Origin of the sequence: Cedecea davisae (assembly GCF_044095835.1) — a bacterium.
GTDB lineage: Bacteria > Pseudomonadota > Gammaproteobacteria > Enterobacterales > Enterobacteriaceae > Cedecea > Cedecea davisae.
On record NZ_CP172054.1, the window covers coordinates 782,113 to 795,986 of the forward strand.

Annotated in this window: 16 protein-coding genes; 6 read left to right on the plus strand and 10 right to left on the minus strand. The window is 54.1% G+C overall.

The genetic code is table 11. From position 1 onward, the window contains the following. Nucleotides 1-17: 17 nt before the first annotated feature. From nrdI to ACG1VR_RS04215, 3 genes are all read right to left on the minus strand, one after another. Nucleotides 18-428 (minus strand): class Ib ribonucleoside-diphosphate reductase assembly flavoprotein NrdI, encoded by a 411-nt coding sequence (gene nrdI, locus ACG1VR_RS04205; protein ID WP_172569114.1) that lies wholly within the window; start codon nucleotides 426-428, stop codon nucleotides 18-20. Then, on the minus strand, nucleotides 425-661 hold the full coding sequence (nrdH, locus tag ACG1VR_RS04210; protein ID WP_016537951.1) for a glutaredoxin-like protein NrdH: 237 nt from the start codon (nucleotides 659-661) through the stop codon (nucleotides 425-427). Before nrdH ends, nrdI begins: the two co-directional genes overlap by 4 nt. Before the next feature lie 316 nt (nucleotides 662-977). Then, nucleotides 978-1,409, minus strand: coding sequence for a carboxymuconolactone decarboxylase family protein (locus ACG1VR_RS04215; protein ID WP_016537950.1), 432 nt, complete (start codon nucleotides 1,407-1,409; stop codon nucleotides 978-980). 86 nt (nucleotides 1,410-1,495) lie between these two features. Here ACG1VR_RS04215 and ACG1VR_RS04220 point away from each other — a divergent pair, with 86 nt between their 5' ends. Next, on the plus strand, nucleotides 1,496-2,872 hold the full coding sequence (locus ACG1VR_RS04220; protein WP_016537949.1) for a PLP-dependent aminotransferase family protein: 1,377 nt from the start codon (nucleotides 1,496-1,498) through the stop codon (nucleotides 2,870-2,872). A gap of 70 nt (nucleotides 2,873-2,942) precedes the next feature. Here ACG1VR_RS04220 and ACG1VR_RS04225 read toward each other — a convergent pair whose 3' ends face one another. Beyond that, nucleotides 2,943-3,272: a DUF883 family protein gene (locus tag ACG1VR_RS04225; RefSeq protein ID WP_016537948.1), complete on the minus strand. Its 330-nt coding sequence runs from the start codon at nucleotides 3,270-3,272 to the stop codon at nucleotides 2,943-2,945. 160 nt (nucleotides 3,273-3,432) lie between these two features. Between ACG1VR_RS04225 and ACG1VR_RS04230 the strand changes: the two genes are divergently transcribed. Next, nucleotides 3,433-3,777, plus strand: a complete 345-nt coding sequence (locus ACG1VR_RS04230) for a DUF2002 family protein (protein WP_172569115.1) — start codon at nucleotides 3,433-3,435, stop codon at nucleotides 3,775-3,777. Between the two features lie 45 nt (nucleotides 3,778-3,822). On the opposite strand, the gene ACG1VR_RS04235 is transcribed toward ACG1VR_RS04230, so the two are convergent. Continuing rightward, the gene (locus ACG1VR_RS04235; protein WP_039898715.1) at nucleotides 3,823-4,278 is read right to left on the minus strand and encodes an L-alanine exporter AlaE; all 456 of its coding nucleotides are present in this window, start codon (nucleotides 4,276-4,278) and stop codon (nucleotides 3,823-3,825) included. Between the two features lie 351 nt (nucleotides 4,279-4,629). Here ACG1VR_RS04235 and ACG1VR_RS04240 point away from each other — a divergent pair, with 351 nt between their 5' ends. Beyond that, a complete protein-coding gene (locus ACG1VR_RS04240; protein ID WP_039898714.1) occupies nucleotides 4,630-4,917 on the plus strand; it encodes a DUF2623 family protein in 288 nt (95 codons plus the stop codon). Between the two features lie 113 nt (nucleotides 4,918-5,030). Here the strand turns inward: ACG1VR_RS04240 and ACG1VR_RS04245 are convergent, their stop codons facing one another. The 3 genes from ACG1VR_RS04245 to ACG1VR_RS04255 form a co-directional block, all read right to left on the minus strand. Continuing rightward, nucleotides 5,031-5,210 (minus strand): hypothetical protein, encoded by a 180-nt coding sequence (locus tag ACG1VR_RS04245; protein WP_395490275.1) that lies wholly within the window; start codon nucleotides 5,208-5,210, stop codon nucleotides 5,031-5,033. A 92-nt stretch (nucleotides 5,211-5,302) separates the two neighbouring features. Then, the gene (locus tag ACG1VR_RS04250) at nucleotides 5,303-5,827 is read right to left on the minus strand and encodes a rhodanese family protein (protein ID WP_395491058.1); all 525 of its coding nucleotides are present in this window, start codon (nucleotides 5,825-5,827) and stop codon (nucleotides 5,303-5,305) included. Nucleotides 5,828-5,835: 8 nt separating this feature from the next. Continuing rightward, nucleotides 5,836-6,138: a helix-turn-helix transcriptional regulator gene (locus ACG1VR_RS04255; RefSeq protein WP_016537941.1), complete on the minus strand. Its 303-nt coding sequence runs from the start codon at nucleotides 6,136-6,138 to the stop codon at nucleotides 5,836-5,838. A 67-nt stretch (nucleotides 6,139-6,205) separates the two neighbouring features. Between ACG1VR_RS04255 and ACG1VR_RS04260 the strand changes: the two genes are divergently transcribed. Beyond that, nucleotides 6,206-6,820, plus strand: a complete 615-nt coding sequence (locus ACG1VR_RS04260; protein ID WP_395490276.1) for a histidine phosphatase family protein — start codon at nucleotides 6,206-6,208, stop codon at nucleotides 6,818-6,820. Between the two features lie 575 nt (nucleotides 6,821-7,395). Next, nucleotides 7,396-11,565 carry an autotransporter outer membrane beta-barrel domain-containing protein gene (locus ACG1VR_RS04265; protein WP_395490277.1) on the plus strand — a complete coding sequence of 1,390 codons (4,170 nt, stop codon included), beginning with the start codon at nucleotides 7,396-7,398 and terminating at the stop codon, nucleotides 11,563-11,565. A 52-nt stretch (nucleotides 11,566-11,617) separates the two neighbouring features. On the opposite strand, the gene ACG1VR_RS04270 is transcribed toward ACG1VR_RS04265, so the two are convergent. Further along, complete coding sequence (locus tag ACG1VR_RS04270; RefSeq protein ID WP_395490278.1) at nucleotides 11,618-12,550, minus strand: LysR substrate-binding domain-containing protein; 933 nt, start codon at nucleotides 12,548-12,550, stop codon at nucleotides 11,618-11,620. Between the two features lie 122 nt (nucleotides 12,551-12,672). Here ACG1VR_RS04270 and ACG1VR_RS04275 point away from each other — a divergent pair, with 122 nt between their 5' ends. Then, entirely contained in the window at nucleotides 12,673-13,353 is a 681-nt protein-coding gene (locus tag ACG1VR_RS04275; RefSeq protein ID WP_395490279.1) for a nitroreductase, read from the plus strand. Between the two features lie 68 nt (nucleotides 13,354-13,421). Here ACG1VR_RS04275 and ACG1VR_RS04280 read toward each other — a convergent pair whose 3' ends face one another. Next, entirely contained in the window at nucleotides 13,422-13,781 is a 360-nt protein-coding gene (locus ACG1VR_RS04280) for a hypothetical protein (RefSeq protein ID WP_016537936.1), read from the minus strand. Nucleotides 13,782-13,874: the final 93 nt, after the last annotated feature.

Sequence of the window (13,874 nt, forward strand, 5' to 3'; positions counted from 1 at the left end):
GTCCACGCTCGGCGCCGCTACGCGGACTGCTTCTGTCGTTGCCAAAATTCGCTTACTCCCTTACGCACGTTTTCGATGTCTTGCGGGGTGCCCAGTAGCTCAAAACGATAGAGATAAGGCACCCGGCACTTTTGTGAAATGACGTCCCCGGCGCGGCAAAACCCTTCGCCAAAGCTGCGGTTACCGCTCGCAATCACGCCGCGGATGAGCGCCCGATTTTGCGGATTGTTTAAAAAGCGGATCACCTGCGGCGGCACGGCTCCGGCAATTCCACCTCCGCCGTAGCTGGGCACAATTAAAATATAAGGCTCCGTCACTTCCAGCCGCGCTTTTACCTCCAGCGGGATGCGCAGCGCGGGTAGCCCGAGACGCTCAATAAAGCGCAGGGTGTTTTCCGACTCGCTGGAGAAGTAGACGAGGCTGCTCATGCGCTGGCGGCGACGCTAAGGCGGTTGATCATGTCCGGGCGGAAGCCGCTCCAGCTTTCCTGCTCGGTGACCACTACCGGCAACTGACGGTATCCCTGGGCCCGAAGGTCGTCCGCCGCCTCCGGGTTTTGGTCCAGGCTAATCAAATCGAAAGTAAAACCGCGGCTCTCCATCGCCCGTTTGGTGGCATGACACTGAACACAGTCTGTTTTGGTGTAAATAGTAATGCGCATGATTCGTATTTCCCTTTAGAATAACAAAGCGGCGCGTTTCGTCGCGTTGGGGTAGTGGTGTTTCGTTGCAGTGAATACTAGATGTTGATTTTATTTTTTGCAACAACGCAACATATAGGGTTTTTAGATTGATTTTACGAAATTGAAAAGTGCAGTGAAATGATGGAGGAAACCCTCACCCGGGGAGGGCGAGGGGGAAAGTTCTACAAAAGCGTTTTTTTCATCTCTTCACTTTTCAGGAGAGAGGGGCATGGCGCCGGGCGTTTTTCATTCCCTCGCCCCTTTGGGAAGAGGGTCAGGGTGAGGGGCAAAGATTTTACTGGCGCATACCAACCGCAACGCGGTTAAAAGCATTCATCATGCTGGCCGCCAGCGTCAGGTCGACAATCTCTTCGGCGCTGAAAAACTGTAGTAGCGGCTGGTAGACTTCATCTTCGGCATTGCTGTCGGCAATCAGGGTGATGGCTTCCGCCCAGGCGAGCGCCGCACGCTCTTTATCCGAGAATCGATGGCTCACTTTCCAGCCCGCCAGAGAGTCCAGCTTCACCTGCTCGACGCCTGACTTACGCAGCGCCTTTGAGTGCATTTCCAGGCAGTAGGCGCAGCCGTTAATTTGCGAGACACGCAGAAAAACCAGTTCAATCAGCTCGTTGCTCAGCGGGCCGTTTTCCAGCCCCTGCAATGCCTGTTTCATCGGGTTGAACACGTTCGGAGAGAGTTCATAGTAAGGCTGGCGTAATTCGGTCATGTTTTTTTCCTCATGTTGGTGTGAGGGAAATTTAGCACTATGATGGACTATTAAAGAGAGCCAAAAATTAACTTAAAAACCAGACCATGAAAGCAAAGCCCACGCCGTTTACCGTTTCTCCTCACCACACACAGCCTCGTTACCAGCAAATTGCCCGTCAGTTAAAGCGGGCGATAAACAGCGGTGAGTTAACGGCGGGCAGCCGGCTTCCTTCCAGCCGCACCATGGCGCTGGAGCTCGGCGTGGCGAGAGCCACGGTTGAAAGCGCCTATGGCGAACTGGTGGCCCAGGGCTGGCTGGAACGACGAGGGCAGGCGGGAACCTTCGTCAGCCCCTCGGTGAAAAGCGGCTCAGGGAGCGACAGTTTCTCCGCCCCAAGGCCGCAGGGCGCTCCGCTTCCATTTCAGATGGGGCTTCCGGCGCTGGACGCTTTTCCGCGCGCAATTTGGGCAAGGCTTATGGGGCGGCGTCTGCGCCAGCAAACGCGCTTCGATCTGATGCTGCCGGAGCCGGGCGGCGAGGCCGGTCTTAAGCAGGCCATAGCCGATTACCTGCGCTTTTCCCGCAGCATCGATTGCCAGCCCGAGCAGATTTTTATCACTTCAGGTTTTCAGGCGGCAATTGCGCTGGTGCTCTCCACCCTGGCCCGCCCGGGCGACGGTATCTGGCTGGAAGATCCTGGCTATCGTTTTGTGCGCCCGGACTTTGCGCGTGCCGGTATGCAGCTCCAGGCCGTGCCGGTTGATGACGAGGGTATGCAGATTGATTTTGGCATTACCCATTATCCTGATGCCCGCTTTGCCTTATTGACTCCGGCGCACCAAAGTCCGCTGGGTATGGCGCTTTCTCTGCCCCGCCGGCACGCCTTGCTGGACTGGGCCAGCCGCCAGCAAAGCTGGATAATCGAAGACGACTACGACAGCGAATTTCGCTATCACGGTAAGCCGCTGCCGCCGCTGAAAAGCCTGGATAGCCCGCAGCGAGTGATTTACGCCGGAACGTTCAGCAAGTCTATGTTTCCGGCACTGCGCGTGGCGTGGCTGGTGGTTCCGCGCCATGCGGTCGATGATTTTCAGGCCCGGGCGCGCAGGCAGCCCTGTACCGCGCCGGTGTTAATCCAGCAGACAATTGCCGACTTTCTCCGTGAAGGGCACTTCTGGCGGCACCTTAAAAAGATGCGACACTGCTACGCCGAGCGGCGGCTGTGGCTGGAAAACGCGCTGCGTGAGCAGGGCTTTTCGGTTGTTCCGCAGGAAGGAGGGATCCAAATGGTGATGGAGGTCGCAGGGGATGACAAAGTATTGGCAGACCGGGCAAGAGCTGCGGGACTGGCGGTGCAGGCCTTAAGCCACTGGCGCATTAAGCCGTCAACGCAGGGGGGACTGCTGATGAGCTTTACCAATATCAACTCTTATGAAATGGCGCAGCGTTACGCGCTTCAGCTGAGGTTGGCGCTAAAATAAAAACCCCGAAGCAAAGGCTCCGGGGCTGAACGCGCATTTAGTATCATTTATCTACTGCAATAGCAGGGTGTTAGCGGCGGGAAACCAGCAGTGCGCCAATGACAATCCCCACAGCGGCACCAATACCCACGCTTTGCCACGGTTTGTCGCGAACGTATGAATCCGCGCAACCGGCAGCGTCTCGTGCCGCCTGAGTGACACGCCCCTGGCTGCCGTTAAGGCGTGCACGCGTCTCTTTTAGCAGCGCTTCGGCTTTTTTACGCGCCGCATCAACTTCATCTTTTGCGTCGCTGCCGAAGGACTTGAGTACATCTTCCAGCGTATCCGCAAGCTGGGTGACATCGTTATTAATCTCGTCTACCTGAACATCAACGTCATTTTTGTTTGCTCGACTAGCCATGTATCTCTCCCTTTTCAAGATGTAGAGCTAAGTGTAGACCATGAATTTTGGTTATGTGGCGAGCCATGGCTATTGACGGGCTTTCTGGACAATTCCGAAAGCGTTGCCGATGCTGCTTATTGTATCGTTGCCTGGCAGTAAATGATGACGAGGAAAATCTATGTATTTACGACCGGATGAGGTGGCCCGAGTTCTGGAGAGATCGGGTTTTACCATGGATGTGGTAACAGCAAAAACTTACGGTTATCGCCGTGGCGAGAATTACGTCTATGTTAATCGCGAAGCGCGCATGGGGCGCACCGCGCTGATTATTCACCCAACCCTCAGAGAGCGCAGCCAGATGCTGGCAGACCCGGCTTCTGAGATGAAAACCTGCGATCACTATCAGCAGTTCCCGCTCTACCTGGCCGGTGACACGCACGAGCATTATGGTATACCGCACGGGTTTAGTTCTCGTATTGCGCTGGAAAGGTATCTGGCAGGATTATTTGGCGAGACTGATTGAGTCAACGACTGGCAGTTGCGCCAGTCGTTATTCTAACAACGGGGCTCAGGCTCCCGCTTTCATTCCGATAGCGCCGCTGACGCGAAACAGGCGGCGGCAGAAATCCAGGAAGTAGCCGTAAGCGGCACCCATTATCATTGAGATCAGAAGGTTGGAAGTCACAGCCGCCACAATCTGATGCCAGTCCGCACCCACACTCCAAAGAATCGCAACGTAAATAGGTGACTGGAAAGTCACGTAGGCCAGTACGTCAGCGAGATTTTTAGCCCAGCTTGCCGGAGAAACGCGGCGCGCGGTGCGCATAAAGGCGTCACGGTAGAAACCGTAGGGCCAGGCGATAAGAATATTGACCGGCACCGCCACGAGGCGAGAAGAGAGCGACTGCTCGAAGCTCATTCCGGAGAGAAAGATCTCAATCATCATATTCACTACCGAGCAATACACTACCATTGCAAAAATATCTGCTGCCGCATGGCGTAAGCGTGACTCAGGGGAAAACATAATGTTGACTCCGGGTTAAAAGTAGCCATATACACTACTTTTTATGCATAAGTATGGTGTTATGGAGTAACTAATTTATGGTGAGTAGATTATATCTCTACATTGAATCTATCAATTAGCTCAAAATTTTTATTTATCGAAATTTTGTCGATAAAGTGCGATGAAACACAGTTCCGTGCTGGCATTTCCTGATTTTGTGGTTCTTGTTTTATCTTTCTATGGAATATCAATGAGATGACTTTCTCGTTTCACAACCGATGAAATCCACGCAAAAGCATGGGTTTTAGGGATACCCATTGCCGGAGAAATCGTTATATAATTTTGTATATAGCGAGTGATGAGGAGTCACTGATGGATAATCATTTTGGTAAAGGCTTGATGGCCGGGCTGAAGGCCAGGCAGGCCGACAGTGCGGTGAACGTTGAGCGCTTCTGTTCTGATTATAAACGCGGCTTTGTGCTGGGCTTTACCCATCGAATGGCCGAGCAGACAGGCGATCGCCAGCGGGCGGCCTGGGAAGCGGGCGTGCTGACTCGCCGTTATCACCTGGATAAAGAGTCGGTAGTTGATTTTCTCAAAGAGGTTAACGCCGACGTAGCGGTTCGATGTTTTTTTGCGGGGTATGAGAAGGGTTATTGATTGCTGACCTGGATTTCCGCCGTGCCCGGTTGTTTATGAATGGCGATGACAAGGATAGGGGCACTTTTATTGATAATTTCGGCGTGAAGCGATTCACGCCGAAATTTTATGGCTTAGCAAACGCCGAAATCACCTTCTTCTGTGTACAGCGATACGGAGTCCGCTTTCAGCGTTAGCTTTTCCGCGCCCGGCGCCGAGGCGGGAACACAAATTATCTCTTCTCCCTGAACCTCAACCACCTGCAGCTTAGGACCACCCTGATTGGGCTGAACAACATCACCTGGTTTAAACATAAAAAACCTCTGAATGCTAAGGGAATTTAATGCAGCAGCGCCGCGTTGATAACCATAGATCAGAAACCGGAGCGGATAAAGCAACATCGCGGCTAGCGTCGGTTCCAGGGCATATGGGCCAGCAGGCGAGCCATGCCGCAAAACCCGGTAACTCCGGCAAACACCAGGCCCGCGCCAACAAAACCGGAAAGCAGGAAGAACCCCTGATTGACGCCGTAACCCAGCAAGACGCCAAGCAGGATCAGCGCACCAGCCACAATTTGCACCTGCCGCATCATCGGCATGGGCTGGCTCTTGTCTTCTTGCACTTCCTGGCCTAATTTTTTCCAGCTATCCAGCCCGCCTGCCAGCAGCAATACGCGGGCTGGCTCGGCTATTTCCGCCAGCTTTTGTGCATTCTGGGTTGAACGCATACCCGACTGGCAGTGAAAAATCACGACATCATGAGGATCTAGCGGCCCCAGCCGTGCACCGTTTTTAATGGCTGAAAGTGGCAGTAAATGGGCCTCAGGGATATTTTCTCGCGCATATTCATCCGGTTCACGGATGTCTATCAGCGCGGCGCCTTTGGTAATCAGCTTTTTAGCTTCTTCCGGCGAGATGGCAGAAACGTTCATCATGCTCCTTAAGGACAATAAATGGATTTCAGCGCCGCTATGACTTCGCGTACCGCGCTATCTTTAATGAAATAGAGAACTCGCTGGGCGCTACGCTGGCTCTCAATAAGCCCCTCATCTTTCATACGCGCCAGATGTTGGGAGGTGGCCGACGGGCTTAAACCCGTGGCAGAGGCCAGCTCGCCCGCGCCGGTGCCCGGTGAGTCGAGTAGCAGGCAAAGGATCAGTAATCGCCTGGGATTGCTCATCGCTTTGAGCAGCTTCGCTGCGCTTTCAGCGCTTGATTGAAGTTGTATGAGCTCAGATTTCATAAATCATTACTTTAGATGGTTCTAAATTAAGATAATGCTAAATCAAACGTCAGCATAAGGGAAGAGAATGCAGGTTATTGTGGTTAGACATGGGGAAAGTGAAGCGAACCGGCAGGGGGTTATTCAGGGGCGGTTAGACAGTCGGATAACGGATCGCGGGCATAGACAAGTTATTGCCCTGGGGGCTGCTCTGGCAGATTACTCAGTTTCGCATATTTATACGTCCCCGGCTTCGCGCGCTAAAAGCACGGCACGGGTGCTGGCTAACCAGTTTAGCTGCCTGCTGACCTGCGATGAACGGTTGCATGAGCGCCACTTTGGCGTGCTTCAGGGAATGCAATTTGCACAGACGCTAAGAGAGTATCCTGGGATGGCTGAGCGCCTTCTTTCCGGGAGTCCGCAGACGGCAATACCGGGTGGTGAAACGGTTTTTGATGTCAGCAACCGCCTTTTATCCTTTCTGAAAGAGTTGTCCGGGAAGCATGAAGATAAAACAGTCATTATTGTTAGTCATGGTCATGCGCTGGAGATATTAATTTGGCAATTAAAAGGCGGAGCTATTAATGATGATTTAAGAAGATATGGACACCAAAATGCCGCTTATAGTGTGTTGAATGTTGGGGGCGAAGCTATTGAATTAACGAGTTGGGGAAGGGCGACGCATTTAAAAAATACAGACTAATACTGGAATGCAAAACATCCTGACCTTATGGCTAATTGTTATGCGTTTTGTAGGGCTTTTATTGGTATTTTCTTTGATGACGAAACGCATTCTTTACTTTCTAAAATGAATTTATGTTATTTTTTCATTAGGAATAATCTGTATTTAATCTCTCGCATACATTGATTTTATTTGTTTTTTAATCATTTTAAAACAATGGGTTAAATTGGTTTTATGGTGTTTTTTAGCCATTTCAATTCTATCGAAAAATCAGACTTGTTATTCATTCCATGAGTCAAATCAAATTGTAATACAATTTACTTTTGTTCATAACTATTTCCATGGTGTTAAAATTATAAACCGAAATAAATTCTTTTTGAGAGGGCGCGGCGGTATCGAATTAATTTTGATCCGTTATTAGATCTCAATCGATACATTATTTTAACACTATTGATTGTTTTTAATGATTACTTCTCTCATTTGAAATTGATTTTCATTTTGCCTTTAAGACCCTGGTGCAATTTTAAATAAATTGCTGTTCGCCCGTTTCTGATATTTCACATCTATATGACTCCGCTGAGTTAAAGAGGATGGATATGCCTTATTTATTACATACCCCTGGTAAACGACATCTGATTGCCACCGCAATCAGTGCTGCACTTTTAAGCGCTGTACCTCAGCACGCAATGGCTGCTGATGGCCAGAACGGCGCGCCATCTTCCGTTTCCGACAGCGCCCAGGGCGGCGGCGGCGGCACGATGGATACCACCACCGGCATCGGTGGTAATGGTGGAGAGGGCGGCTCAGGAGAACGAGGCCAGGGCAGCAGCCAGGGGGAAAATGGCGGCGCAGGAAGTGTTGATGGCGTAATGAATTCGCTTCCCGCGGGGACGGCGACCGGGGGAGTCGGCCAACAGCCTGATGGCAATGCGACCAACGGCAGCGGCTCTGCAGGCGGCGGCGGCGGCGGTGGTTCCGCCGGGCTGGTATTGGCTGACGATATCCAGCATAACAACGCAGGCAGTATTGTTGGCGGTAACGGTGGCCGCGGTGGCAACGGCGGGAGTAATACCACCGACGTAGCAGACTCTGGTAACGGCGGTAATGGCGGCAATGGTGGTGACGGCGGCGCAGGCGTCCTGATAACAGGGGCGGGCAATTACACCAACGACGGCTCTGTCACCGGCGGTGACGGTGGCACAGGCGGCAATACCGGGAGTGCAACGGCAAACAGCCAAACGACGGCAGGTGAAGTTCTGCACGGCGGGAGCGGAGGCGCGGGTGGCGCAGGTGGCAATGGCGTAATGTCTACCCAGGGGGGAAATATTACTAACACCGGCACCATTACAGGTGGTCGCGGCGCTACCGGCGGCCTCGCTGCCAACGCGGACACTAAAAATAACGACGACGTTACCGGCATCGGCGGAACCGGCGGTGAGGCCGCAAGCGGCGGCAGCGGGGTCTGGCTCAGCGGGACCAGCACCGTTACCAACAGCGGCAACATTCTTGGCGGCAACGGCGGAGACGGCGGTAACGGCGGCGCGGTGGAGTCCGGCAAAGGCTCTGGCGTTGTCGGCTATGGATCCGCGGGCGGCCACGGCGGCAGCGGTATAACCGTGATGGGCAGCGGCAAAGTTATCAATAACAGCGGCGGGCATATCATCGGCGGTAACGCCGGAACCGGCGGCGGCGGTAATTCAAACAGCACCGGCGATAATCTTAGCGGCGGCGATGGCGGGGACGGAGGTAAAGGCGGCAGCGGGATCGCTCTGGACGGCGGCGGCAGCGTCAGCAACTTCGGCGAAGTCACCGGCGGTCTTGGTAATCGCGGCGGCGGCAGCGGCAATCTTAGTTCTTCACTTGGCGGAGACTCTGGCGCAGGCGGTACCGGGATTGAAATCAACGGCGGCGGAGATGTAACAAACGAAGCCAGCGGAATGGTGACCGGCGGTAAAGGTGGAGATGACTCTGCGGGCGGCGGCGGCGTTGGCGGCTCAGGCGGTGATGCTATTGCTATTATTGGAGCCGGTAATGTCACCAATCACGGCTCTTTCCTCGGCGGTAACGGCGGCGCTGGCGCTAACGGCAACAGCAGCACAACTAACGGGGGGACCGGCGCACAGGGCGGTAACGGCCTGTCGATTGAGGGCAAAGGTAAAGTTACCAACGATGTTGGAGCGACGATAACCGGCGGCCTCGGCGGAACGGGCGGCGGCAGCGGCGGCGATGCCAGTATCGGCGGCAGCGGCGGTGAGGGCGGCAGCGGAGTATTAATTGGTTCCGGCGGCCAGGTCGTGAATAACGGAAGTATTCAGGGCGGTAACGGTAACCGCGGCGGCGGCGGTGGCGGAGATGCAGGCGGTGCCGGTGGTTCTGGCGTGCGTATTTCTGCGGGCGGCGGCAGCGTGTTTAACTCCGGAACTATTTCCGGCGGCAACGGCGGCGAGCCGGGTACAGCAGGCGCTAATAACGGCGTGGGTAACGTCGGCGTCGGCGGTATTGGCATTTCCGGGAGCGACATGACTATCGTCAACAGCGGCACGCTGACGGGGGGCATGGACTTTAATGGTCAAAACCGCTCTCAGGCAGTGCTGTTTACCGGGGGAACAAACTCGCTGGAGCTGCGCGATGGCTATAACGTTCAGGGGAATGTGCAGGCCGGTCCTGGGGATGACACGCTGATCCTCGGAGGCAACGCAGACAGCCAGTTTGATGCTACAGCTATAGGCGACAGTGCTCAGTACCAGGGTTTTGAACACTTCCATAAAACGGGAGCCAGCATTTGGGTGCTGAACAATGTGACGGATGCCGATACGCCATGGACGCTGTATGACGGCGTTCTGCAAATCGCTCAGGACGGCGCGTTAGGGTCTGATTCCAGCGCGTTGACCTTTGATGGTGGTACGCTGCAGCTTAGCAATAGCTTTGATCTGGAACGGGCTGTGGTGCTGGAAAGCGCAGGCGGTACGCTGGATACCCAGCAGCACAACACCACAATTAGCCAGAGCGTAACCGGCAGCGGTGGCCTGACCAAGCTCGGCAGCGGCGCGCTGACAATGACCGGGGACAGCACCTATACCGGAACAACTACGCTTGCCGAGGGCAGCCTGGATGTCACCGGCTCTCTGGTAAGCGATGTGACGGCGAAGAGCATGACTCAGCTCTCAGGCACGGGCAGTATTGGCGCGGCTACGCTGGAAACAGGCAGCACGTTAACCGTGGGCAGTCCGTTGCAGAGCGACGATAGTGCGGCCAGCTTTAGCGTAAACGGCGAACTTAATAACGACGGTACGGTAAATCTTTCCCGCAGCCCAACTATCAGCGGCAACCGCCTGAACGTCAGCGGAGATTATATAGGCGGGGCAAACAGCGCTCTGAATGTAAATACTGTACTGGGCGATGACAACTCGTTGACCGACAAACTGGTGGTGCAAGGCAGTACTTCTGGCTCAACCGTGTTGGCGGTAAATAATGTTGGCGGTCAGGGGGATGAGACCAGCCAGGGTATTGAAGTGGTAAACGTTGGCGGTAATTCAGCCGCGAGTTCCTTCACCCAGGCCGGGCGTATTGTTGCCGGGGCGTGGGACTACAGCCTGGTGCAGAAGGGGCAGAACTGGTATCTGACCTCGATGAGTAATCTTCCACCGGAGCCACCGGTTGACCCTGTTGAACCGGTTATTCCGCCGGTAGATCCGGTAGACCCGATCGTTCCGCCGGTGGATCCTGTTGATCCGCCTGTGGGGCCGATCATTCCTCCGACAACAATCAACAGGCCTTCTCCAGTGCCGGTTCCTGTTTATCGCCCGGAGGTCGGCAGCTATCTGGTTAACCTGACGGCGGCAAATACGTTATTCAACCTGACGCTCGACGATCGCGAAGGGGCTAGCGAATATCGTGCTCCGATAGATGGACGCGGCATGACCAGGGGCACTTTCTGGCTTCGCCAGGAAGGCGGCCAAAACCGTTTCAAAACCGGTGAAGGCCAGATTAAATCCAGCGCCAACCGCTATGTCGCTCAGATGGGGAATGAGTTTTTACACGGCTCAACCAACGAGAATGGCCGCTGGGGCGCAGGCCTGATGGCGGGTTACGGCAACGTTTCTGGTCATTCAAGCTCAAGCCTGACCGGCTACCGTTCTGACTCCGATATGGATGGTTACAGCGTGGGGGCTTACGGCACCTGGTATCAGAATGCCGTCTCCCGCGAGGGAATGTATGTTGATAGCTGGGTGATGTACAACTGGTTCAACAACCGCGTCAGCGGCGAAGATCTGGCGGACGAGCATTATAAAAGCCGCGGTTTTACTGCCTCGCTGGAAAGTGGCTACAACATGCTGCTTAGCGAAAGCGAGCGCCGGGCTGTTTATCTTGAGCCTCAGGCTCAGTTAACCTGGATGGGCGTTCACAGTTCTGAGCATTCGGAAGCCAACGGCACTCGTATTCAGGACAGCGGGCAGGGCAATCTGCAATCCCGCCTCGGCATGCGCCTCTACCTGCGAGGGCATCGCACGGAAGACGACGGTAAAGGTCGTGAATTCAAGCCTTACGTCGAAATGAACTGGCTGCATAACACCAAAAACTTCGGCGTCAGAATGGGGAATAAGCTGCTGAACGAAGAGGGGGCGCGTAACATTGGGCAACTGAAACTGGGCGTTCAGGGGCAGATTTCGCCGAGCCTGAATATGTGGGGCGGCGTTGCTCAGCAGATAGGTGACAAAGGCTACCGTGACACGTCCGCAATGATTGGCGTGAAATACGGGTTTTAGCCTCTAAACCGTGCGGCCGCTGTACCGGCGGCCGCTTTATTTCACCGGGAGACTAGATATCCTGCCAGTAAGGCGGCGTGCCGAACTTTTCCATAAAGAAATCAATCACGCTGCGGGTATTAAGCGACGGAAAGTGGCCGCCGGGGTAAAGCATGTAGATTGAATGGGCGGTCACGCTGTAAGAAGCAGTGTAGTCGGTCATCAGCGGAATCAGGCGCTTTGCCTTCAGCGAGTCGCTTATCTGCCAGTCGGGAAAGAGCACGATACCTGCCCCGTCCTGCGCCGCTTTAACCAACATCTCTGCATTGTCGGAGACAATTCTCGGCTCCGGCATCAACTGGAGCTTTTCTTCTCCTTTCGTAAAGTACCAGCGCTGAAGGCCCATTAACCCTCGATAGGCAAGAAGCCGGTGATTATGTAAATCATCCGGGGTTTGCGGGTGACCGTGGCGTTCAATATAGGTCGGGCTGGCAACCAGATAAGAGCTTTGGCGGGTAATAAAGCGGCCATGCAGCGAGCTGTCCTGCATCGGCGAAATGCGCAGCAGCAGATCCGTACCGTCCGCCAGCGGTTCAATATAGTTGTCGGTAAGATTGAGCTCCAGCTTGAGCGCCGGGTAGCGTTCACTTAGCTCGGCAACCCACGGGGCGATGTGTCGCAGGCCAAATGATACCGGAGCATTAAAGCGCAGCAGCCCGCCCGGCTCCTGACGGCGCTCGCTAATCAGGTTCAGCGCATTATCCAGCTGGTTCAACATTCCTCTGAAAGCTTCGGCGTAAATATTCCCGGCATCCGTTGCGACTACGGCGCGGGTATTGCGGTAAAGCAACTGGGTTTCGAGTGACTGTTCTAGCTGGAAAACAGTCCGCGAAACTGAAGACGGGGCGATGTTCTCCTGGCGGGCAACTTCCGAAAAGCTGCCTTCACCGATTACGGCGAGGAAGATTCGCATCGAGCGGGCGTTTATTTGGCTCAGATCTTTCATTTGTGCGATATCCGCAAAGGTCTTTGCCAGATTATACGGTTTTTCGGTATGACAGGCAGCGCTAACATCCGGCTCAGTAAATTTTTCCCGCATTCTGGCGGGCAATAAACAGAGAGGATGGTATGAGCAATAAGGTTCTGGCTTTTGATGAGGCGGTTCGCCAGCGTTTTTCATCGCGTTCGTTTCTGCCGACGCCGCTGACCGATGAGCAAATTCGCGCCGTTTTGCAGGATGCGCAATATTCGCCCTCTAACTGCAACACACAGCCATGGCATGTTCACATTGCCTCCGGCGAGACTAAAGATGCGTTGCAAAAAATGATGATAGAGAACGATAGCGCGGGTAAAGCGACACCGGACTTTTCATTCAGCTACGATGATTTTCACGGCGACTATTATGAGCGTAGCCAGCGGCAGGCAAAGATTTATTATGACGCGCTGGGCATTGCTCGCGAGGATAAAGAGAAGCGCCGGGAGGCCTTCCTGCGTAATTACAAATTCTTCGGCGCGCCGCACGTTGCCTTCCTGTTTATGCCTTCATTTGGTGACAACGTTCGAGTCGCTTCTGATATCGGCATGTACGGCCAAAGCTTCTTGTTATCCCTGGCTGCCCGTGGTTTTGCCGGTATTCCACAAACGCTTCTTGGTTTCCATGCCGACGAGACGCGCAGGCTACTTGGGGTGTCAGACGATTATCGACTGCTGTTTGGTATCTCGTTTGGCTACGCTGACCCTGATGCACCTTCGGGAAAGGTGCGCATGTGGCGCCAGAGCGTTGATGAGAGCGTGACCCTGCACAACTAGCTGCCCTGGCTATATATTATGGGTATGAAAAAAGCCGCTAATGCGGCTTTTTGCTGGCAGCAAGAGTATTACTCGCTGACTTTTTTCTTCAGGTCGGAAGCGCCTTCTTTGGTCTTGTTCCAGCCTTTTTCAGCCCCTTCTTTGGTTGCGTTCCAACCTTTCTCGGTGCCTTCTTTGGTTTTATGCCAGGCCTTCTGGGAACCTTCGCTCACCTTGCTGCCCGTGCTATCGGTTTTGCCTTCAGCGGCGTGTTTAGACTTGAGCTTCAGCTCTTCGCCTTTGTTCTGCGCCTCGTGCAGTTTTTCTTTCGCTGTGTTCGCGCCTTCATGCGCGGCTGCGACGGTTTCGTCGGTTGCGTGTGTGGTGGTCGCGGCAAAAACAGGAGCAGCCAGCAGAATTGCAGATAAAGCGATGATCGTTTTTTTCATAATATCCTCTACAAACGTTATCAGTCCTTATGACCGTAGATTAGCCTGGCACAGCGAAGCGGAAGTTGCCTTAGGTAATAATCCTAAATGAAT